Origin of the sequence: Nonomuraea sp. NPDC048881 (assembly GCF_040649795.1) — a bacterium.
Taxonomy (GTDB): Bacteria; Actinomycetota; Actinomycetes; order Streptosporangiales; family Streptosporangiaceae; genus Nonomuraea.
The window spans coordinates 149,404-170,393 of the sequence record NZ_JBEZGC010000008.1; the positions used below are offsets into that span (position 1 = coordinate 149,404).

A 20,990-nucleotide genomic window follows, 5' to 3' on the forward strand; every position below is an offset into this window, starting at 1 on the left:
ATGATTTTTCCCTTACTTATGTGAAATGCGCCGAGCGACCCAGTCGCCCAGACTCTGCAGAATTTGCACGATGACGATGAGCAGGACGACGGTCACGATCATCACGAGCGTCTCGAACCGCTGGTAGCCGTAGCGCACGGCCAGATCGCCGAGCCCGCCGCCGCCGACGGTGCCCGCCATGGCCGAGTACCCGATGAGCGCGACGATCGTGACGGTCAGCCCCGACACCAGGCCCGGCAGCGCCTCGGGCAGCAGGACCTTGCGCACGATGGCGGTCCGGCTCGCCCCCATGGCCTGCGCGGCCTGGACGACGTCGGTGCCGACCTCGCGCAGCGCCGTCTCGACCAGCCGGGCGAAGAACGGCACGGCCCCCACGGTCAGCGGCACCACCACGGCCGCCGTGCCGATCGTGGTCCCGATGACGAGCCGGGTGAACGGGATGATCGCGATCATCAGCACGATGAACGGCAGCGACCGCCCGATGTTGACGACGATCCCCAGCACGGACTTCAACGCCGGCAGCGGGCGCAGCCCGTCCCGGTCGAAGGCCACCAGCGCCACGCCGAGCGGCAGCCCGAACAGCACGGTGAACAGCGTGGCCCAGCCCACCATCTGGGCGGTCTCCCACGTGGCCGGCCACAGCAGCGGCGCGATCTCTTCCCAGGTCATGCGGCCTCCCCCGCGACTTCGACGAGCAACCCCGACTCCCGCAGGAACGACAGCGCCGAGGAGGACTCGGCGCCGGTCAGCGCCACACGCAGGCGGCCGACCGAACCGCCGGCCAGCTCCTCGATCGAGCCGCCGAGGATGTTGACGTCCACGTCGAACTTGCGCGCCATCTCCGAGACCAGCGGACGGCCCGGGTCACCGGTGAAGGTGAGCGTGACGGAACCGGCCGGAGCCGGCTCGGGCAGCGGGAAGATCTCCCTGGTCAGGCGGGATCCGGGGGTCCTGATGAGGTCGGCGATCGCCCCCGACTCCTCGACGCGGCCCCCGGCCATGATCGCGACCGAGTCGCAGACGCTCTTGACGACGTTCATCTCGTGGGTGATGAGCAGGATCGTCAGGCCCAGCTCGGCGTTGAGCCGCTTGAGCAGGGCGAGGATCGACTGGGTGGTGGCCGGGTCCAGCGCGGAGGTGGCCTCGTCCGACAGCAGCACCGACGGGTTGCCCGCCAGCGCCCTGGCGATGCCGACGCGCTGCTTCTGGCCGCCGGAGAGCTGGTGGGGGCGGTCGCCGCCGCGTCCCTGGAGGCCGACGAGGTCGAGCAGCTCGGCCACACGCCGCTGCCGTTCGGCCCTGGGCACGCCCATGACCTCCAGCGGGAAGGCGACGTTGCCGGCCACCGTGCGCGAGGACAGCAGCGCGAAGTGCTGGTGGATCATGCCGATGCGCTGCCTGGCGCGGTTGAGCTCGCGGCCGGGCAGGGCGGTCAGGTCCTGCCCGGCGACGGTGACCGTGCCCGCGGTGGGGCGTTCGAGCAGGTTGACGCAGCGCAGCAGCGTGCTCTTGCCGGCGCCGCTCTGGCCGAGCACGCCGTAGATCTCGCCCTCGCGCACATGCAGGTCGACGCCGTCGAGCGCGACGGTCTGGCCGTACTGCTTGCGCAGGCCGGAAGCCTGGATCACGAAATTTCCCCACGAGTGAGAGCGGCCGGGTGGCGGGCCGCTTCCTTACACGAACATCACCGTCGGAGCGGTGGGATCTAGTGGCTGCCCGGAGGGAACGGCAGGTGGCTCAGCCTGCGCAGCACGAAGCAAAAAGTGTGGATCATGGTGACCTTCGAGGAGAACGGGCGGGGATCTGGTCTCTAACGGGCCGGCATTCGCCCCATACGCATGCGACAACACATGGCGTCCCGGTGGGCGCGGTGGTCGTTCGCGTATGCCTCGTTCACGCCGGTGCTAACGCCGCCGTTACATACTCCTATTCCGGGGAATTGTGGTGATCTGCGTCACTCAGCACCGCGGTGAGGAAACCGCCGCGCGGGGCGGGGCGGCCGTACCGGGTGGCGAGGGCGGCGGCTTCGACCGTCCGCGTCCGCCAGCCGCGGGCCGTCAGCCGGGCGACGGCGTCCGCGCCCGGGCCGCCCTTCCAGAGGGTGGCGATCCGCCGCAGCTCGGGCATCGTACGCGCCCGATCGGCGAGCACGGCGTTCGCGGCCGGGTCGTACTCGAAGGCGAGCCTGCTGCCCGCGGCCGACAGCGCGCACACGCCGTCGAGAAGCCGCCCGGCCTCGGCCGGGCTCAGGTAGATCAGCAGGCCCTCGATCAGCCAGGCCGTCGGCCGCGCGGGGTCGAACCCGGCCGCGCGCAGGCTGCCCGGCCAGTCCTCGCGCAGGTCCACCGGCACCGGGACGCGTTCGCACCGCGCCGTCGCGGCCAGCCCGCGCAGCACGCCGTCCTTGAACGCCAGCAGCTCGGGCAGGTCGAGCTCGAACAGCCGCACGCCCGGCGGCCAGTCCAGCCGGAAGGCGCGGGCGTCGAGCCCGGCGGCCAGCAGGACGACCTGGTCGCAGCCGGAACCGCTCAGGTGGTCGTCGAAGAACCTGGTCCGGAACACCAGGTGGGCGCTGAAGAGATCACCCGCTCCGCTCCCCCGCCCCGCGTCCGGCGACCCGGCGTCCGCCGCCGCCACGAAGGCGCCCGCGTACGGGTCCTCGAACAGCCGGTCGGGCCGTTCGCTCTCGCGCGCCCGTAACCAGGCCGCGCCCACCGCCGTCCTCGCCACCTCATTCATATCGCTGACGATACATCTCCAGCGATACAATCGGCCACCATGAACGTGGCACGACTGCGCAGGCTCGGACGGCGGCTGGTGGACCTGTCGAAGACGGCGGCCGGCGAGACCAAGGGCCCGCCCCTCACCCCCGGCGAGGAGGCCGTCTTCGAGGACGTGCTGCGCCACCCGGGCGGCACCGTCGGCGAGATCCAGGCCAGGACGGGCTTCGTCCAGAGCCACGTGTCGGCCTCGGTGGCCCGGATGCGCGAGCGCGGCCTCGTCCGGACCGAACCCGACCCCGGCGACGGGCGGCGCACCCTGGTCACGCTGACGGAACCGGCGCTGGCCGCGGTCCACCGCCGGGCGGCCGGACCGGTGGAGGAGGCGGTGCGCGCGGCGGTCGGCGACGATCCCGAACGCGCGGCCCGGGTCATGACGCTGCTGGAGGAACTGGAGTCGCTGCTGCTCACCGGCTGACCCCATTCACCGGCTCGTTCCCGGCCCCTCGCGCGCCGTTTGTTCAGGCCCCCGTACATGGAGCCGCCCCGCCGCATCCGGGAGGCCGGGTGCGGCGGGGCGGTGCCGGGGCAGCCCCCGGGCGCGGCGTCAGGCCGCGACCGTGGTGGCGACCTCGGCCGGGGTCAGCGCGATGTCGAGGACCTCGCGCACGTCGCTGACCGCGTGGATGGTCAGCTCGTTGCGCACCTCCTCGGGCACGTCGTCCAGGTCGGGCTCGTTGCGGGCCGGGATGAGCACCGTGGTGATGCCCGCCCGGTGGGCGGCCAGCAGCTTCTGCTTGACGCCGCCGATCGGCAGGACCCGCCCGGTCAGCGAGATCTCACCGGTCATGGCGACGTCGGCGCGGACCTGGCGGCCCGACAGGAGCGAGGCCAGCGCGGTCGTCAGCGTCACGCCCGCCGAGGGACCGTCCTTGGGGACGGCGCCCGCGGGGAAGTGCACGTGCACCGAGCGGTCCTTCAGCGCGGTGACCGGCAGCTCCAGCTCCGCGCCGTGCGAGCGCAGGTAGGACAGCGCGATCCGGGCCGACTCCTTCATCACGTCGCCGAGCTGGCCGGTCAGGGTCAGGCCGGTCTCGCCGGTCTCCGGGTCGGCCAGCGACGCCTCCACGTAGAGGACGTCGCCGCCGGCCCCGGTCACCGCCAGGCCCGTGGCCACGCCCGGCACGGAGGTGCGCTGGGTGGACTCGGGCAGCGACGACTCCGGCACGAACCGCGGCCTGCCGATGTAGCCGACCAGGTCGTCCGGGCCGACCGTGACGGGCAGCTCGTCCTTGGCCGCCACCTTGCGCAGGATCCTGGCGACCGCCCGCTCCAGCGAGCGCACGCCGGCCTCGCGGGTGTACTCGCCGGCCAGCCGCCGCAGCGCGCCGTCGTCGACCTTGACCTCCTCGGAGGTCAGCCCGGCGAGCTCCAGCTGCCTGGGCAGCAGGTGGTCGCGGGCGATGGCGACCTTCTCGTCCTCGGTGTAGCCGTCGAGGGTGACGACCTCCATGCGGTCGAGCAGCGGGCCGGGGATGGCCTCCAGCACGTTGGCCGTGGCCAGGAACAGCACGTCGGACAGGTCGAGCTCGACCTCGAGGTAGTGGTCGCGGAAGGTGTGGTTCTGGGCCGGGTCGAGGACCTCCAGCAGCGCCGCCGTGGGGTCGCCGCGGTAGTCGGCGCCGACCTTGTCGACCTCGTCGAGCAGGACGACCGGGTTCATCGAGCCGGCCTCGCGGATGGCCCGGACGACGCGGCCCGGCAGGGCGCCGACGTAGGTGCGCCGGTGTCCGCGGATCTCGGCCTCGTCCCGTACGCCGCCGAGCGCGACCCGGACGAACTTGCGGCCCATCGCGCGCGCCACCGACTCGCCCAGGGACGTCTTGCCGACCCCGGGAGGACCGGCGAGCGCCAGGACGGCGCCGCTGCGCCGGCCGCTCACCACGCCGAGCCCCTTGTCCTGGCGGCGCTTGCGCACGGCGAGGTGCTCGATGATGCGGTCCTTGACGTCGTCGAGGCCCGTGTGGTCGGCGTCGAGCACGGCCCGCGCGCCCGCGATGTCGTAGTTGTCCTCGGTACGCTCGTTCCACGGGATGTCGAGCACCGTGTCGAGCCAGGTGCGGATCCAGCCGCCCTCCGGGGACTGGTCGGAGGTGCGCTCCAGCTTGTCGACCTCCTTGAGTGCGGCCTCGCGCACCTTCTCCGGCAGGTCGGCGGCCTCGACGCGGGCCCGGTAGTCCTCCTCCTCGCTCTCGGCGGTGTCGCCGTTGAGCTCCTTCAGCTCCTTGCGGACCGCGGCGAGCTGCTGGCGCAGCAGGAACTCACGCTGCTGCTTCTCCATGCCCTCCTGGACGTCCTTGCGGATCGTCTCGGCGACGTCGAGCTCGGCGAGGTGCTCGCGGGACCACTCGATGAGCCTGGCCAGGCGGTCGGCCGGGTCGGCGGCCTCCAGCAGCTCGACCTTCTGGGCGGTGGTCAGCCACGGGGTGTAGCCGGAGCTGTCGGCCAGCACCGAGGGGTCGTCGATCTGGTTGACCTGGTCGACGACCTGCCAGGCGCCGCGCTTCTGCAGGATGGTGGTGGCCAGGGCCTTGTACTCCTTGGCCAGCTCCTGGGCGCGCTCGCCGGCCGGAACCGTGTCGATCGTGTCGGCCTCGACCCACAGTGCGGCGCCGGGGCCGGTGGTGCCGGTGCCCACGCGCACGCGGTTGACACCGCGGACCACGGCGGCGGGCTCACCGCCGGGCAACCTTCCGACCTGCTCGATCACGGCCTGGACGCCGACGGCGCCGTAACGGCCGTCGATCCGGGGAACGAGGAGGACCCGCGGCTTGTTACCACCGGACGCGCGGGCCGCGTCGATCGCAGCGCGCACCTCGGAGTCGGACAGGTCCAGCGGAACCACCATGCCCGGCAGGACGACCTCGTCGTCGAGCGGCAGGACCGGGAGGATCAAGCTCTCACTCATGCGAACTCCAAAGGGTTGAGTTATACCGACTCAATTCATTGGAGCGCGCCGTTGTTCCCAACCTTGCCGATGTTCGCTCACGGCGATCGTAATGTTGTAAGTGATACCTGAGGGTGACGTCAGGATCAGACCTTGGTCTGACGTCCGGCCGCCCGCCTTTCCGTATCCTTGACCAGGTGAATCACCGTGCCCGGCGCTCCGCGCCCCTCGCCTCCCGGGGCGACGCGCGCACCGGCCCTCTGGAGTCGTCCGGAGGAGCGGCCGGGCGGTTCGCCGTGGCGCTGTGGCGGGCCTCGCTGGCCGTGCTGCGGCCCTTCACGCTCGCGTTGCTGACGGGCAGCGCCGATCCCCCGTCCCGGCCGCGTTCCCGGTGGCTGCGGATGCCGGTGCCCCGATGGCTGGCGCCGCTGGTCCCGGTGAAGACGTACAGCCTGTTGCAGATCGCCGAGCTCCTGCTGGGCGTGGAGCTGTTCGGCGTGACGCTGTCCACGACCCTGGAGTGGAACGAGCGGGCCGCCGCCACGCCCGGCGATCCCGCGCCGCTCTGGGGCGGCGCCGTCGTCCTCGCGGCCCTGGCCGCCGGCCTGCCCGTGGTGCTGCGCAACCGGTGGCCGCTGGCGGCCTGGCGGGCGGCCGCCGTGCTGACCCCCGTCGCCGTCTGCGCCAGCCTCACGATCGGGCAGGACGAGGGCTACGCGCCCTACCCGGTCGCGGTGGGGGTGGCGTACCTGCTGGCGCTCTATTCCGTGGGCGTGCGCTGCGATCGGCGGATCACGGTGGGGGCCGGGATCCTCACCGTCCTGTTGTGCCTGGCCGTCGACGTCGACTCGACGCCGGTGGTGGCCGGCGTGGCCGTGGTCGTCCTGCTGTTCGGCTACAACGTGCGCGCCCGGCGCAACGCCACGGCCCTGCTCATCGAGGAGGAGCGGCGCACCCGGCAGGCCGAGGGCGCGCAGGCGGTGCTGGAGGAGCGCGCCCGCATCGCCCGCGAGCTGCACGACGTGGTGGCCCACCACATGTCGGTGATCGCCATCCAGGCCGAGGCCGTGCCGCTCAGGGCCGCGGGCGACGCGTCCCAGCTGGAGGCGGGGCTGGCCGAGATCCGCGCGTTGTCCCTGGAGGCCATCAACGAGCTGCGTCAGGTCCTCGGGGTGCTGCGCGACCCCGAGGGCCGCACCGACACCGCGCCGCAGCCCGGCCTCGACCGGCTGGAGGAGCTGGTGGCCAACGCCCGCAACGCGGGGCTGACCGTGGCGGTCGACCGGCGGCGGCCGATCGGGCGGCTGTCGCCCGCGGTGGGGCTGTCGGCGTACCGGATCGTGCAGGAGTCGCTCAGCAACGCGATGCGGCACGCGCCGGGATCGAGCGTCATCGTCGAGATCACCGCCGACGCCAGCACGCTGCGCCTGCGCGTCGCCAACGGCCCCGGCCGCTCCCCCGCGGCGGCGCCCGGCGCGGGCCAGGGACTGGTGGGCATGCGGGAACGCGCGGCGCTGCTCGGCGGCACGCTCGACGCCGGGCCCACGCGCGGCGGCGGTTACCAGGTGAGCGCCGCGTTGCCGACGGAACCGTCGGTCGAGTCATCAAGCGGGCCGGCCGCAGGGCTGCCGATCGAGGAGAGGGAGGGCGCCGCGTGATCCGCGTGCTGATCGCCGACGACCAGGGAATGGTCCGTACGGGGTTCACCGTGTTCCTGAGCGGCCAGCCGGACATCGAGGTCGTGGGCGAGGCGGCCGACGGCCGTGAGGCGGTGACGCGGGCCGTCGCGCTGAGCCCCGACGTGGTGCTGATGGACGTGCGCATGCCGGTCATGAACGGGCTGGAGGCGACCCGGGAGGTGCTGGCGGCGTGCCCGGCGTCGAAGGTGCTCATCCTGACCACGTTCGACCTCGACGACTACGTCTACGAGGCGCTGCGGGCGGGGGCCAGCGGGTTCCTGCTCAAGGACGCCTCGGCGGCCCAGCTCGCCGAGGCCGTCCGCGTGGTCGCCGCCGGCGACGCGCTCATCGCGCCGGCCATCACCAAGCGGCTGATCCACGAGTTCGCCCGGCTGGGCGGGCCCCGTCCGCCGTCGGGGAGGCGGCCGGAGGAGCTGACCGAACGCGAGACGGAGGTGCTGATCCTGGTCGCCCAGGCGATGTCCAACCAGGAGATCGCCCAGAAGCTGTTCGTGGCCGAGCAGACGGTCAAGACACATGTGGGCCGCGTGCTGACCAAACTCGGGCTGCGCGACCGCGCCCAGGCCATCGTCTTCGCCTACGAAACCGGCCTCGTCCGCCCCGGCGAGTAACCCGTCCCCCGAAACACCGGGTACGGCGGAGCTCAGCGCTGGAACACGGACGGCCACAGGGCCGGGGCGGCACACCGCGCTCACGAGGACGGGCATACGGCGGTACGACGGCGACCAGACCACCAGCCCCAGGGGACGGCAGGCACAACGGAGTGCGGGACGAGCGACGCCACGGAACGACGTAGCCGAGGAGCACAACCCCGGAAACGCCTGGACACCACCCCCACAGACAACAGGACGTACGGCGGCACGGCAGCGACCAGGTCGGCAGGCACGGGAAGCGCACACGGGTACGGCGCCCACGGAACGGCAGGCGTTAAGGACCACAGGCGTTAGGCACCGCAGGCGTTAGGGACCGCAGGCGTTGGAGACGGCAGGCGTTGGGCGGCAGGCGTTGGAGACGACGCGGCCAGCGGCACAGCGGGGTCAGGGGCGCCAGCGGGTGGGGCAGGTCTACGGGGCGCCAGGAGGTCCGCACGAGACACCAGGCAGTCCACGGCACAACAGAGGGACAGGGACACCAGCGGGACGGGGGTGTCAGCGGGCAGCGGTGTCAGCACGGACGGGAGCGTCAGCGGTGGCGCGGGTAGGGCGCGGCGGGACGGAGCGTTCGGGGCGCTTATAGGACGGAGTGTTTCGTGCATAACGAGACAGGGCGTTTTGTTGGGCGTCGGTGGGGCGGTGGAGGCGGGCTGGGTGGGGAGGGGTGGCGGGCGGGGGGGTGGTGTCACCATGGGGGCTGGAGACGATCGCTTCTTGGAGGGAGGAGGCGTGGGGGCTGGTCCGGGGCGCAGGGTTCCGGGCGGTCGGCCGCGCGTGCCCCATGGATCCCCTTGAGCTCTTCCATCAGGCGGCCGCCACCGTGCCCGCCTACCGTTCGTTCCTGGCCGAGCACGGTGTCGAGCCGGCGAGCATCACCGATCTGGAGCGCTTCAGCCGGCTGCCGATGACGTCCAAGGACACCTACATCCGCCGTCACCCGCTCCCCGACCTCTGCCGGGACGGCGTGATCGGGGACATGATCGCCGTGTCCTCGGGCTCGACGGGGACGCCGTCGTTCTGGCCGCGCTCGGTGGCGGACGAGCGGGTGATCGCGTCCCGCTTCGAGGAGGTCTTCCGGGACTCCTTCGGGGCCCGCGAACGCCGTACGCTGGCCGTGGTCTGTTTCGCCCTGGGCACCTGGGTGGGCGGCCTGTTCACCATCGAGTGCTGCCGTCACCTGGCCGAACGCGGCTACCCGATCACCGTCGTCGCGCCGGGCACCGACCGCAGGGAGATCGCCCGGGTGCTGCCGGAGCTGGCGCCGCACTTCGACCAGGTGGTCCTGCTGGGCTATCCGCCGTTCCTGAAGAACGTCATCGACACCGAGCCGCTCCCCTGGGCCGACTGGAACGTCAAGCTGGTCACGGCGGGCGAGGTGTTCAGCGAGGAGTGGCGCACGCTGGTGGCCGAGCGGGCCGGGATCGCCGACCCGGTGCGCGGGATCGCCTCGCTGTACGGCACCGCGGACGCCGGGGTGCTCGGCAACGAGACGCCCCTCTCGGTCGAGCTGCGCCGGTTCCTGTCCGGCCGCCCGGACACGGCCAGGGAGCTGTTCGGGGAGTCCCGGCTGCCGACCCTGGTCCAGTACGACCCGCGGGTGCGCTTCTTCGAGGAGCACGAGGGCACGCTGCTGTTCTCCGGCGACAACGGCGTGCCGCTGATCCGGTACCACATCGCCGACGAGGGCGGCGTGATCCCGTACGAGCGCATGCTGGAGTTCGCCGAGCGGCACGGTTTCCGGTCGGACGTCGCCGGCCCGCGGCATCCGTTCGTCTACGTGTTCGGCCGGAGCCATTTCACGCTGTCGTACTACGGCGCGAACGTCTACCCGGAGAACATCGCGGTGGGGCTGGAGCAGCCGGAGGTCAGCGGGTCAGTGACGGGCAAGTTCGTGATGGAGGCGGCCGAGGACGCCGACCACGACCGGCACCTGACGGTCACGGTGGAGCTGATGCCCGGCGAGAAGCCTGCCGACGAGGTCGCCCAGGCGGTGGGCGCCTCGATCCTGGCCCAGCTCCTGCGGCTGAACAGCGAGTTCGCGAACTATGTGCCGGTGGCGCAGCAGATGCCGTTCATCCGGTTGCGCGAGGCCGGGGACCCGGAGTACTTCCCACCCGGAGCCAAGCACCGGTACACCCGCTGAGGGGGTACAGGCCCCGGTGCACCCGCTGACGAAGGCCGAGACGCCGGTGCAGCCGTTCAGGCGCCGGCGGCGTCCGCGTCGAGGGTGCGGCGGACGACGACGAGCGCCACGTCGTCCTCGCGCGCCCCGAACGCCGCCAGCATGCGCTCGGCGAACTCCTCCAGGTCGTCCTCGACGGTCTCGGCGAGCTGCCTGGCCTTCTCCATGCTGTCGTCGAGCAGGATGTGCCGGTCCTCCAGCAGGCCGTCGGTGAACAGCATCATCGTGCCGCCGGGCGGCAGCTTGAGCCGGTCCACCTGGTACCGCTCGGGCACCGCGCCGAGCAGCAGGTTGCCCAGCGTGTGGTACGAGCTGCCGGGCCCGGCGAACAGCGGCGGCATGTGCCCGGCGTTGGCCAGTTCGATCTCGCCGGTGGCCGGGTCGATGAGCATCAGGCACACGGTGGCGGTCAGCCCCCGGTGGTAGCGCCGCATCATCTGGTTGAGCAGGTCGAGGGAGGCGCTCAGGTCCACCTGGGCGATGAGCGAGGCGCGCAGGGCGTGGCGCACCTCGGCCATGACCGTCGCGGCATGCAGGGAGTGGCCCTCCACGTCGCCGACGGCGATCAGCACGCGTCCGTCGACCTGCAGCACCTCGTAGAAGTCGCCGCCGACCTCGACGTTGTCCACGGCGGGCTGGTAGCGCAGCGCGACCTGCAGGCCCGGCACCTCGGGGATGCGGCTGGGCAGCAGGCTGCGCTGCAGGGTCAGCGCGATGTCGTGCTCCTCGGTGTAGGCGCGCAGCGCGCCCAGCGCCAGGGCCAGCTCCTGGCCGAGCTGGCGCAGCAGGTTCACCTCGTCGGCGTCGAGCGGCGAGACGGCCTCGACGCCCAGGTAGACCGGCGACGGGGAGTTCTTGGTGCGGCAGAGCACGCCGGTGGTGGAGTCCTCGGCGCGCACGTCGGGCAGCAGGCTCTTCCATTCGCTGGTGGCCAGGGTGAACACCCGGGCCCTGGTGGCGTCCTTCAGCGTCCGCTCGGACAGGCGTTCCAGCACGTCGGGGGCGGCGGGCTGGACACTGGCCGGCTCGCCGGGACGGGCGCGGAAGCGCCGGACCCGCCCGTCGGGCAGCATGGCGAGCGTGCCGCTGTAGCGGCCGAGCACCTCGGCGGTGCCCTCGACGGCCACGGTCAGCAGCTCGTCGAACGTCTCGGCCTCGTTCATCCGCAACGTCACCTCGGCGAGCTTGGCCAGGCGCTCGGCCATCAGCTCGGCCCGCCAGCGCGCCCGGTAGTAGCGCAGCATGGCCTCGACGGTCGCGGCGAACTCGGTGGGCTCGATGGGCTCGCTCAGGTAGGCGTCGGCACCGCGTTCCAGCCCCTCGGTGCGGTCGGCGGGGGTGATCGCGTTGGCCGACACCTGGATGACGGGGATGGAGGCGGTGGCCGGGTTGGCCTTGATCAGCTCGCAGACCTCGTAGCCGTTGATGTCGGGCAGTCGGACGTCGAGGACGACCAGGTCGACCTGGTTGGCGGCGAGCAGGCCGAGGGCCTCCTCGCCGCCCCTGGCCTCCAGCACCTGGTGGCCCGACCGTCGTAGCCAGCTCGACAGGATGTAGCGCTTGGTGGGGGTGTCGTCCACCACCAGCACGCGTGCGGACTCAGACATCCTGGTCCTCTCCAGCACCGCCGTTCTCGCCCTGGCGGGCGCTGCGGATGGCCTGCAGGAGTTGTTCCCTGCGCAGCCCGTGCTTGGACAGTACCGGCCGGTTGCCGGGAGCGTGTTGCGGGGCGATGGTCACGATGACGACCGGGATGTCGCTCAGCCGCTCGTCCTCGGCCATCTGGTGCAGCAGCACGTGACCGTCCACGCGGGGCATGAGCAGGTCGACCAGGATCACGTCGGGCGGGGAGGCGGCCATGACCTCCAGCGCGGCGGCGCCGTCGGCGGCCTCGTCCACGTGCACGGTGAAGCCGTAGAGCATACGGCGGGCGGTGGCGCGGAAGACCTCGTCGTCGTCGGCGATCAGCACGCGCTGGACCTCGGGCGTGCCGCTCTGGTGCGGCAGCCGCAGGGTGGCGGTGGTGCCCTCGCCCGGGGTGCTGGTGAGATCCAGCGTGCCGCCGAGGGCCTCGGCGAGCCTGCGCGCGTACGGCAGGCCGAGGCCGGTGCCCCTGGCCCTGACTTGGAGCGAGCCGGGAACCTGGTAGAAGTCCTCGAACACGCGCGTCAAGTGTTCCTCCGAGATGCCGATGCCGGTGTCCGTGACCGTGATGACGATCTCGCCCTTGGCTTCGTCGGCATGCGCGGCCAGCACTACCTGCCCGCTTTGAGTGAATTTGAGCGCGTTCGAGAGCAAGTTGCGCAGAATTCTGAGCAGCATGCTCTCGTCGGCGTACAGCTCGGTGGCCTCCGGCGTGATCTCGTGGCTCAGCGTCACGCCGGCGCGCTCGCTGGTCGGCCGCATCGTGACGTGCAACTGCCCGGCCATCCGCGCCAGGTTGACCAGCGTGGGCTGCGGGTCCAGGCGGCCGGACTCGGCCTTGGCCATGTCGAGCAGCTCGCTGACGAGTTCGAGCAGCGTCTGCGCCGAGTCGCCGATCAGCCCGATCTGGTGGGCCTGCTCCTCGGTCAGCGGCTCGCCGCCCTGGCCGGTCAGCAGCCGGACCAGGCCGATGACGGAGTTCAGCGGGGTGCGCAGCTCGTGGCTGACGGTGGCCCAGAACCGGTTGCGCGCGTCGATCGTCTCGCGGAGCTGGGCGGACTTCTCGTCCAGCTCGGCGTACAGGGCGACGACTCCCCTGTTGGTCTCCTCCAGCTCGGCCGACAGCTGGTTGTACATGGCCAGCACGCCGGTGTTGGTCTCCTGCAGCTCGGAGTTGAGCCGCAGCACGTCCTCCAGGGTCTCGGCCAGCTCCCTGTTCTGCTCGCGCAGCTCCTCCAGCGCGCTGATCGGCGCCAGCTTGGCGAGGTCGGCGCGGATGGCCGCCAGCGGGACGGCGGTCGCCCGCGGCCGCAGCCGCTTGGTGATCGTGACGTGGCCGTCGCCGAGGGCGATGTCGTCGACGAGCCGGCCGGCCAGCGTCACGCCTTCGGAGCGGTCCAAACCGGACGGCCTGGTGTGGCGGATGGTGATGGCGAGCACGTCGCCGCCCAGGGTGATCACCGCGGCGGCGCCCTTGCCGAAGGCCTCCCTGCCCACCTCGCTGAGGGCGGTGGCGACCCGGATCTGGTCCTGGGACTCCAGCCCGACCAGCTCGGCCGCGGCCCGGCCGAGGCGGCGCAGGACGAAGACGTCCTGGTCGGTGTCGAGCCTGACCCTGATGAGCTCAGTCGCCGCCATTGCCGGGCCTCACCGTCACCACGCAGGCGTCGTCACGCCTGCTGCCCGCCTCGCGCAGCAGGCCCGCGGCGATGACCGCGGGGGTGCGCGCGAACAGCCCCGGCACGTTCCCGGGGTCCCATCGGTCGGTCAGGCCGTCGGAGTGCATCACGACGGTGGCGTACGGGGGGATCTTGTACTCGTACTGGCGGAGCGTGCGTCCCTGGTGACCGGCGATGCCGGGCAGCGAGATCATGCCCTGCCGGCCGCCGGCGTCGGCGACCCAGCCGGAGACGTTGCCCAGCCCGGCGTAGGTGACGGTGTCCCGGCCGACCCGGGCGACCGCGACGGCGCCGCCGCGGGTCCCGCTCAGCCCGCGGTGCAGGTGTTCCAGGATCGACAGCGGCTCCTGGTCCTGGACCTGAGCGAACAGCTCGATGGCGGTCTGCGCGGCGATGGCGGCGATGTGGCCGTGGCCGAGGCCGTCGCACAGCATCACCGTGGTGCTCTCGCCGTTCTCGGCGATGGCGTAGCCGTCACCGCAGCTCACCTCGTCGCCGATCGGCCGGGTCAGGCCGCTGGCGCGCAGCGGAGGGCCGGGCGTGCCCTCGGCGGTGAAATGCATGACGAGCACAGTGCCCATGCCGGGCACCGAGTGAACGTCGTATCCGGTGGCGATGCGGGCGATGGCCCCCATGCCGATGCCGAGGGTGCCGGAGGTGGAGTAGCCGTCGCGCAGGGCGCGGGCCACGTCGGCCATGCCGGGGCCCTTGTCCACCGCGACGAGCTCCACGCCGGCCGGGGACTCGGGGTGCGGCCGCACCAGGACGACGCCCTCCACGGCGTGCTTGACCAGGTTGGAGACGGCCTCGCTGACGGCCACGGCCGTCTGCCCGGTGCGGGTGGTGTCGAAGCCGGCCGCCTCGGCCAGCTCGACCGCCCGCCGCCGGACGGCGCCGACGGCACTCGGGTCCTCGGCGCGCACCCAGGCCGGGTTCACCTGGCCCACTTGGTCACCGTCACGGTTGTGCCCTTCCCGGGGGCGGAGATCAGGTCGAACTCGTCGACCAGCCGGCGGGAGCCGCCGAGGCCGAGGCCCATGCCGCCGCCGGTGGTGAAACCGTCCGTGAGCGCCTTGTCCAGGTCGGGGATGCCGGGGCCCTCGTCGCTGAAGACCAGCTTCAGGCCCCGTTTCCGGCCGTTCTCGACGAGGTCGATGCGCACGTCACCGCCGCCGGCGTAGACGAGCGCGTTGCGGGCCAGCTCGCTGGCCGCCGTGACGATCTTGGTCTGGTCCACGAGGGAGAGCCCGGCCTCGATCGCGAGGGTCCGCACGATCTGCCGGACCATCACGACGTCCGCGCTGCCCGCGATCGTCATCGTCTCGGTCACGTGGCGGCGCCCCTGACGTGGTCGAGCAGCGCCACTCCTTTCTCCAGGTTCAGTGCCGTGCGCACGCCGCCCAGCGACAGGCCGAGCTCGACCAGGGTGATCGCCACCGCGGGACGCATGCCGACGACCACGGTCTGGGCGTCCAGCATGCGGCACATGGTGGCGATGGTGGCCAGCATGCGGCCGATGAAGGAGTCGACGATCTCGACCGCGGTGATGTCGATGATCACGCCTCTGGCCCCGGTGGCGACGACCCGCTCGGCCAGGTCCTCCTGGAGGGCCAGCACGCTCTGGTCCTCCAGGTCGATCTGGATGGAGACGATCAGGATGTCGCCGAGCTTGAGTACGGGCACCCGGTCCATCAGGCGCCCTCCGCCCGGACGGCGATGCGGGCGTGCTTGGACTGCGTCACCTGCACGCCGCTGTGCCTGAAGGCGTGGGCGAGGGCGTCGGCCAGCGACGCCTTGGTGACGATGTCGCCGAACTCGATGCCGAGCGTGACGATGGTGTGCGCGATCTGCGGGCGGATGCCGGAGATGACGCATTCGGCGCCCATCAGCCTGGCGGCCACCACGGTCTTGAGGAGGTGCTGGGCCACCTGGGTGTCCACGGCGGGCACGCCGGTGATGTCGATCACAGCGTGCTCGGCGCCGGTGTCGACCAGGGTCTGCAGCAGCTTCTCCATCACGACCTGGGTCCTGGCGGAGTCGAGGGTGCCGATCAGCGGCACGGCGACGATGCCCTCCCAGAGCTTGACCACCGGGGTGGACAGTTCGAGCAGCTGCTCGGCCTGGTCCAGGATGATCTTCTCGCGGGCGTCGGCGAAGGTCTCGAAGGTGAGCAGGCCGAGGTCGTCGATGAGCCGGGAGAACCAGATGAAGCCGCGCAGGGCCTCGGGCTCGCCGTCGGCCTCGACGACTTCGTACAGAGCCTCCTTGAGCCCGAAGACCGCGCGGGCGGTGTCGGCGGGCTGGTGGCCCGCGCGGGCGCGGGTGCGGGAGAGCTCCGCGAGCAGCCCGCGGACGTCGGCGAGGTCTCCCTTGCCCTGATCGAGCGAGGACCGCAGGGCGCGGTAGATGTCGAGAAGCTCGTCCGACGGGGCCTTGGCGAGCTGCACCCAACGGGTGAGGATCTGCTCCTCGCGCTCACGGAGCAGCTCTTCGATGCGTCGCCGGGCGACGTCGGCTTGGACGGTCAAGGATCACTCCTGGGTTGGCTAGCGAGTGACGGTGTCACCGTATGTTAGAGCGATTTTTCCAGGTAGCGGACCGTTTGACGCCCGCCACTGTGCGCGACGGGCGGCTCCGCCAGGCATGCCCCCTTGAGCCCCGCCTTCCTGGGTAGATGAACGGCGGAGGCGAGTTTTGCTGACATGCTGTCGCCATCACCTTGACGGAGCCTCCGAGGGTTGTGACACTGTGTCAGAAACATTCGCGCGAGTTGGGGAAGTGCTGTGACGACGTCGTTCTCCGAGACCTTGAGGGCCGCCACCTGGGGCGACCACGAGTCGGCCGAGTCCGAGGGCTACCTCGCCGAGCTGATGAGCGGCCGGTTGACCGAGCACGAGTACGGCGAGATGGTCGCCCAGCACTACTTCGCCTACCTCGCCCTCGACGGCGTCTCCAAGGAGCTGGCCGCCCACCCGGTCGCCGGCCGCTTCGTCTTCCCCGAGCTGTACCGCGAGCCCGCCCTGGAACGCGACCTGGCCACCATCTACGGCCCCGCCTGGCGCGAGCGCGTCGCCCCCTCCAAGGCCACCCGGACCCTCCAGGCCCGCATCCACCAGATGACCGACTGGCCCGGCGGCTACGTCGCCCACCACTACACCCGCTACCTCGGCGACCTGTCGGGCGGCCAGTTCATCCGCATGGAACTGCAGAAGATCTTCGGCTACCGGGCCGGCGGCGGCGTCGACTTCTACATCTTCGACGAGGTCGGCAGCCTGCCGCGGTTCAAGACCGAGTACCGGGGCCGGCTCGACGCCCTCGGCGCGGAGCTCGACGAGCGCGAGCGGCAGCGGATCATCGGCGAGGTGCGGCTGGCCTACCAGCTCAACACCGAGGTCCTGGCCGAGCTCATGCACGTCGTCAGGGCCGCGGCGTAGCCGCCTGCGCCGGGTCGTCGCCGCCGTCCGGCGCCTGGGCCAGGACGGCCAGGCGCGTGGGCAGCCGCGGCGGGCGCTCGGCCCGGCCCTCGCCCGAGGCCAGCCGGTAGGGCACCAGGGTGACCATGACCCCGGGGAGCAGCAGCAGCCGGTCCCGCAGCCGGGCGGTCAGCCGGTTGTGCAGGGCCGGCTCCCACCAGCGGCCGGTGACGTAGTCGACGATGTAGACGGTCACGATCTGGTCGGGGTGCAGGGCCAGCCGGTCGCGTACGTGCCGCAGGATCGGGCCCACGGCGGTCCGGTAGGGCGCCTCGATCATCCTCAGCGGCACGGAGGAGGGCGCGTAGTGCTCCCAGCCCTCGCGCAGCTCGCGGGTCGCCTCCTCGTCGGTGCACACGTGCACGGCCTCCAGCCCGGCCGGGCGGGTGGCCGCGGCGTAGGCGACCGCCTGGAGCGCGGGACTGCCCAGCCGGGAGACCAGCACCATGGCGTGGGCGCCGCCCGGCAGCTCGACGGGCGTGTCCGGCGTGGTGGCCGCCCGTACCTGGTCGTAGTGCCGCCTGATGCCCTTCATGAGCGCGAACAGGCCCGGGATCGCCAGGCAGACCAGCCAGGCGCCGTTGGCGAACTTGGTGACCAGCACGATCACCAGGACGGCGGCGGTCACCGTCGCGCCGGTCGCGTTGACGGCCTGGCGCCGCCGCACGCCGGGCGAGCGCGGCCCGGTCCGCTGCCAGTGCCGCACCATGCCGGCCTGGCTCAGCGTGAAGGAGATGAAGACGCCGATGATGTAGAGCTGGATGAGCCGGGAGCTGTTGGCATCGAAGACGACGAGCAGCACGGCCGCGGCCGTCGCGAGCAGCAGGATGCCGTTGCTGAAGACCAGCCGGTCGCCGCGCTTGTGCAGCTGGCTGGACAGGTAGGAGTCGGCGGACAGGATCGAGGCCAGCATGGGGAAGCCGTTGTAGGCGGTGTTGGCCGCCATGATCAGGATCGCCGCGGTGCTGGCCTGGAGGAAGGCGTACAGGACGCCGCGGCCGAGCACGGCGTCGCCGATCTGGGCCAGGGCGGTGGGCTCGACGTACCCGGCGGGCATCCCGGCGAGCCGGCCGGGGTGGTCGGGGTCGGTCATCCGGACGTGGGTGAGCAGGGCCAGCACGGTGATGCCGGAGAACATGGTGACCGACAGCACGCCCATGATCGCCAGGGTGTTCGCCGCGTTCCTGCTCTTGGGCCGGCGGAAGGCGGGCACGCCGTTGCTGACCGCCTCCACCCCGGTCAGCGCCGTGCAGCCGGAGGCGAACGCGCGCAGCACCAGGAAGACGGCGACGAAGCCGACAGGCTGGTAGAGCGGCTCGATGGTGAAGCCGGCGCTGACCGCCCGGGGATGCTCGCCGGTCAGCAGCCGCCAGGCGGCGACCAGGAACATCAGGTAGACCGCGGCGATGAAGGCGTAGGTGGGCACCGCGAACCCGCGGCCGGACTCGCGGGTGCCGCGCAGGTTGACCAGGGTGAGGAGCGCGACGCAGGCCACGCTCAGCGGCGCCGACCAGCGGTTCAGGCCGGGCGCGTAGGAGGTGATGGCGTCCACCCCGGCGGCGACGGAGACGGCGACGGTCAGCACGTAGTCGACCAGCAGCGCGCTGGCGGCGACCAGGCTGGCGTTGACGCCCAGGTTCTCCCGGCTGACCACGTACGCGCCGCCGCCGCCCGGGTAGGCGTAGCAGGTCTGCCGGTAGGACACGATGATGATCACCAGCATGGCCACGATGGCCAGGGCGATCCAGCCGGTCACGTGCAGCAGGGCGAGGCCGCCCAGGGTGAGGGCCATGATGATCTGCTCGGTCGCGTACGCCACCGACGAGATCGGGTCGCTGCAGAAGACCGGCAGCGCCAGCCGCTTGGGCAGGAGCTGCCGTTCCAGGTGCTGGGTGCGCAGCGGCCGGCCGACCAGGGCCCGCTTGGCCCGCTCCCACGGGGAGGCGGTGGTCATGGGCGTTCCCGCCTCCTTCCGGTCAGCCGGCGATCGCCCTGCCGAGCAGGTAGCCGAGGCTGACGACGGCCAGGCCGAGCACCAGGTTCATGGCGATGTTGGCCAGCGCCCGGCCGGTGGACCCGGCGGCCAGCAGCTTCCAGGTGTCGGCGCTGAAGGTGCTGAATGTGGTGAGCGCGCCGCAGAACCCGGTGCCGACCAGCGACAACACGGCCGGCGGCAGGGCGTCGCGGGAGGCGATGCCCATCAGGACGCCGAGCACGCCCGAGCCGATGACGTTGACGGCCAGCGTGCCCCAGGGCATCGCCTTGCCGGCCGCCCGGGTGACGCCGGCGTCCACGAGGTAGCGGGCCGGCGCGCCGATCAGGCCGCCGACGAAGACGACCAGCACGAGGATCATCGACGGCCGCCCAGCCGCAGGCCCGCCCAGACGGCCAGCAGGCCCAGGACGACGCTGAGCACCAGGTAGAGCGCCGCCCAGCCGGCCGCGCCGCCGACGGTGAGCTCGCGGACGCCGTCCACCAGGTGCGAGAAGGTGGTGAAGCCGCCCAGGAAGCCGGTGCCGAGCAGTGCCTTGACCGGCATGCGGTGCAGCGGGTGGCGGGTCAGCTCGCCGGTGAGCAGGCCCAGCAGCAGGCAGCCGAGGACGTTGACCACGAGCGTGGGCCAGGGCAGCGGGTGGTCGGCGCCCATCAGGGTCTGGGTGAGCAGGTGACGGGCGACCGCGCCGACGCCGCCGCCCACCCCGACCAGGACGAGCGCGCGGGCCGGATGGCGGGTGGCGGCCATCAGTCCTCCGTCCCGAGCTGCGCGTCGGTGCCGGCGAGCTGTTCGGCCTCGGTCTCGCGCATCCGGCACAGCCGGTCCACGACGCGGCCGATGAGGTAGGTGACGACGAAGGAGTAGAGGCCGACCACGACGATCGCGGCGAGCTGCTTGAGCAGCACCTCGATCGAGCCGCCGTACAGCAGGCCCTTGGTCCTGGTGGCGCTGACGCCGGTCGCGAGCAGGCCGATGAGGGCCGTGCCGACGATGCCGCCCGCGCCGTGCACGCCGACGACGTCGAGGGTGTCGTCGTAGCCGAGGACGAGCTTCCAGGTGACCGCGTACGACACCACGACGGCGGCCACGATGCCGATGACCAGGGCGCCCTCGGCGTTGACGAAGGCGCAGGCGGGCGTGATCGCCACCAGCCCGGCCAGCGCGCCGGTGGCCGAGCCGAGCCGGGTGAAGTGCCGGTACCGCAACCACTCCAGGACGAGCCAGGTCAGCATCCCGGCGGCCCCGGCGATCATGGTGGTCAGGAAGGCGTTGACCGCGATGCCGCCGTCGGCCATGGCCGAGCCGGCATTGAAGCCGAACCAGCCGAACCACAGCAGGCCCAGCCCGAGCATGACGAACGGGATGTTGCTCGGCCGGGGCGGCTCCTTCCTGCGGAAGCGCACGCCGGGGCCGAGCGCGAGGGCCAGGGCCAGTCCGGCCATGCCGGAGTTCAGCTCGACCACCAGGCCGCCGGCGAAGTCGAGCACGCCCCACCGGCTGATCCAGCCCTGCCGGTCGAACACCCAGTGCGCGATCGGGAAGTACACCAGCGTCGCCCAGACGACGGAGAACACGATCCACGGCCCGAGCCGGGTCCGGCCGGCGACCGAGCCGCTGATCAGGGCCACCGTGATGATGGCGAAGGTGAGCTGGAACAGCGCGAAGGCGTAGGTGGGGACGCGGCCGTGCAGCATCGTGGGCGTGATGTCGGCGAAGCGCAGGTCGCCGAAGCCGATCACCCCGGCGCCCCCCACGTCGGGGCCGAAGACCAGCCCGTAGCCGTAGCCGAACCACAGGATCGTGACCAGGGCGATCGAGACGAAGCTCATGAAGAGCATGCTGAGCACGTTCTGGGCGCGGACCATGCCGCCGTAGAAGAAGGCCAGTCCGGGCGTCATGAGCAGCACCATGGCGGCGCTCACGAGCACCCAGGCCGAATCGCCGGTGTTGAGCCCTGGCGGCATCGCCCGACCTCCCTTCCTGTCCCCAGACAGAG

At 71.9% G+C, this 20,990-nt stretch carries 19 protein-coding genes; 5 read left to right on the forward strand and 14 right to left on the reverse strand.

Features of this window, described 5'->3' with window-relative positions; genetic code table 11:
- Window positions 1–12 precede the first annotated feature (12 nt).
- The 3 genes from AB0C33_RS27890 to AB0C33_RS27900 form a co-directional block, all read right to left on the reverse strand.
- Entirely contained in the window at window positions 13–669 is a 657-nt protein-coding gene (locus AB0C33_RS27890; protein ID WP_352329100.1) for a methionine ABC transporter permease, read from the reverse strand.
- Entirely contained in the window at window positions 666–1,628 is a 963-nt protein-coding gene (locus tag AB0C33_RS27895; RefSeq protein WP_358293113.1) for an ATP-binding cassette domain-containing protein, read from the reverse strand. The genes AB0C33_RS27890 and AB0C33_RS27895 overlap by 4 nt, the downstream gene beginning before the upstream one ends.
- 298 nt (window positions 1,629–1,926) lie before the next feature.
- Window positions 1,927–2,739, reverse strand: coding sequence for an SAM-dependent methyltransferase (locus tag AB0C33_RS27900; protein WP_358293115.1), 813 nt, complete (start codon window positions 2,737–2,739; stop codon window positions 1,927–1,929).
- A gap of 39 nt (window positions 2,740–2,778) precedes the next feature.
- On the opposite strand from AB0C33_RS27900, the gene AB0C33_RS27905 reads away from it, so the two are divergent.
- A complete protein-coding gene (locus AB0C33_RS27905) occupies window positions 2,779–3,198 on the forward strand; it encodes a helix-turn-helix domain-containing protein (protein WP_358293118.1) in 420 nt (139 codons plus the stop codon).
- Between the two features lie 129 nt (window positions 3,199–3,327).
- On the opposite strand, the gene lon is transcribed toward AB0C33_RS27905, so the two are convergent.
- Window positions 3,328–5,688: an endopeptidase La gene (gene lon / locus AB0C33_RS27910; protein WP_358293121.1), complete on the reverse strand. Its 2,361-nt coding sequence runs from the start codon at window positions 5,686–5,688 to the stop codon at window positions 3,328–3,330.
- A 176-nt stretch (window positions 5,689–5,864) separates the two neighbouring features.
- Between lon and AB0C33_RS27915 the strand changes: the two genes are divergently transcribed.
- The 3 genes from AB0C33_RS27915 (at window position 5,865) to AB0C33_RS27925 (ending at window position 10,163) form a co-directional block, all read left to right on the forward strand.
- Window positions 5,865–7,325: a sensor histidine kinase gene (locus AB0C33_RS27915; protein ID WP_358293124.1), complete on the forward strand. Its 1,461-nt coding sequence runs from the start codon at window positions 5,865–5,867 to the stop codon at window positions 7,323–7,325.
- Window positions 7,322–7,978: a response regulator transcription factor gene (locus tag AB0C33_RS27920; protein ID WP_358293127.1), complete on the forward strand. Its 657-nt coding sequence runs from the start codon at window positions 7,322–7,324 to the stop codon at window positions 7,976–7,978. Before AB0C33_RS27915 ends, AB0C33_RS27920 begins: the two co-directional genes overlap by 4 nt.
- A gap of 823 nt (window positions 7,979–8,801) precedes the next feature.
- Window positions 8,802–10,163, forward strand: coding sequence for a phenylacetate--CoA ligase family protein (locus tag AB0C33_RS27925; protein ID WP_358293130.1), 1,362 nt, complete (start codon window positions 8,802–8,804; stop codon window positions 10,161–10,163).
- Between the two features lie 56 nt (window positions 10,164–10,219).
- On the opposite strand, the gene AB0C33_RS27930 is transcribed toward AB0C33_RS27925, so the two are convergent.
- The 6 genes from AB0C33_RS27930 to AB0C33_RS27955 are packed head-to-tail and all read right to left on the reverse strand — an operon-like array spanning window position 10,220 to window position 16,053.
- A complete protein-coding gene (locus AB0C33_RS27930) occupies window positions 10,220–11,809 on the reverse strand; it encodes a fused response regulator/phosphatase (protein ID WP_358293132.1) in 1,590 nt (529 codons plus the stop codon).
- Window positions 11,802–13,484 carry an ATP-binding protein gene (locus AB0C33_RS27935; protein ID WP_358293134.1) on the reverse strand — a complete coding sequence of 561 codons (1,683 nt, stop codon included), beginning with the start codon at window positions 13,482–13,484 and terminating at the stop codon, window positions 11,802–11,804. The genes AB0C33_RS27930 and AB0C33_RS27935 overlap by 8 nt, the downstream gene beginning before the upstream one ends.
- Entirely contained in the window at window positions 13,471–14,472 is a 1,002-nt protein-coding gene (locus AB0C33_RS27940) for an ATP-binding SpoIIE family protein phosphatase (protein ID WP_358293137.1), read from the reverse strand. The genes AB0C33_RS27935 and AB0C33_RS27940 overlap by 14 nt, the downstream gene beginning before the upstream one ends.
- On the reverse strand, window positions 14,460–14,843 hold the full coding sequence (locus AB0C33_RS27945) for an anti-sigma regulatory factor (protein WP_358011053.1): 384 nt from the start codon (window positions 14,841–14,843) through the stop codon (window positions 14,460–14,462). Before AB0C33_RS27945 ends, AB0C33_RS27940 begins: the two co-directional genes overlap by 13 nt.
- A gap of 8 nt (window positions 14,844–14,851) precedes the next feature.
- The gene (locus AB0C33_RS27950; protein WP_221762408.1) at window positions 14,852–15,217 is read right to left on the reverse strand and encodes an STAS domain-containing protein; all 366 of its coding nucleotides are present in this window, start codon (window positions 15,215–15,217) and stop codon (window positions 14,852–14,854) included.
- Window positions 15,217–16,053, reverse strand: coding sequence for an STAS domain-containing protein (locus AB0C33_RS27955; RefSeq protein ID WP_358293139.1), 837 nt, complete (start codon window positions 16,051–16,053; stop codon window positions 15,217–15,219). The genes AB0C33_RS27950 and AB0C33_RS27955 overlap by 1 nt, the downstream gene beginning before the upstream one ends.
- 255 nt (window positions 16,054–16,308) lie before the next feature.
- Here AB0C33_RS27955 and AB0C33_RS27960 point away from each other — a divergent pair, with 255 nt between their 5' ends.
- Window positions 16,309–16,959 carry a biliverdin-producing heme oxygenase gene (locus AB0C33_RS27960; RefSeq protein ID WP_358293142.1) on the forward strand — a complete coding sequence of 217 codons (651 nt, stop codon included), beginning with the start codon at window positions 16,309–16,311 and terminating at the stop codon, window positions 16,957–16,959.
- Here the strand turns inward: AB0C33_RS27960 and AB0C33_RS27965 are convergent.
- From AB0C33_RS27965 to AB0C33_RS27980, 4 genes are read right to left on the reverse strand one after another with little or no spacing between them, the layout of a single operon-like run.
- A complete protein-coding gene (locus tag AB0C33_RS27965) occupies window positions 16,943–18,952 on the reverse strand; it encodes an APC family permease (RefSeq protein ID WP_358293145.1) in 2,010 nt (669 codons plus the stop codon). The two genes, AB0C33_RS27960 and AB0C33_RS27965, sit on opposite strands and share 17 nt — an antisense overlap.
- 22 nt (window positions 18,953–18,974) lie before the next feature.
- A complete protein-coding gene (crcB, locus tag AB0C33_RS27970; RefSeq protein WP_358293148.1) occupies window positions 18,975–19,352 on the reverse strand; it encodes a fluoride efflux transporter CrcB in 378 nt (125 codons plus the stop codon).
- Window positions 19,349–19,741: a CrcB family protein gene (locus tag AB0C33_RS27975; protein ID WP_358293150.1), complete on the reverse strand. Its 393-nt coding sequence runs from the start codon at window positions 19,739–19,741 to the stop codon at window positions 19,349–19,351. The genes crcB and AB0C33_RS27975 overlap by 4 nt, the downstream gene beginning before the upstream one ends.
- Window positions 19,741–20,958 carry an ammonium transporter gene (locus AB0C33_RS27980; protein ID WP_358293152.1) on the reverse strand — a complete coding sequence of 406 codons (1,218 nt, stop codon included), beginning with the start codon at window positions 20,956–20,958 and terminating at the stop codon, window positions 19,741–19,743. Before AB0C33_RS27980 ends, AB0C33_RS27975 begins: the two co-directional genes overlap by 1 nt.
- Between the last annotated feature and the right edge of the window lie 32 nt (window positions 20,959–20,990).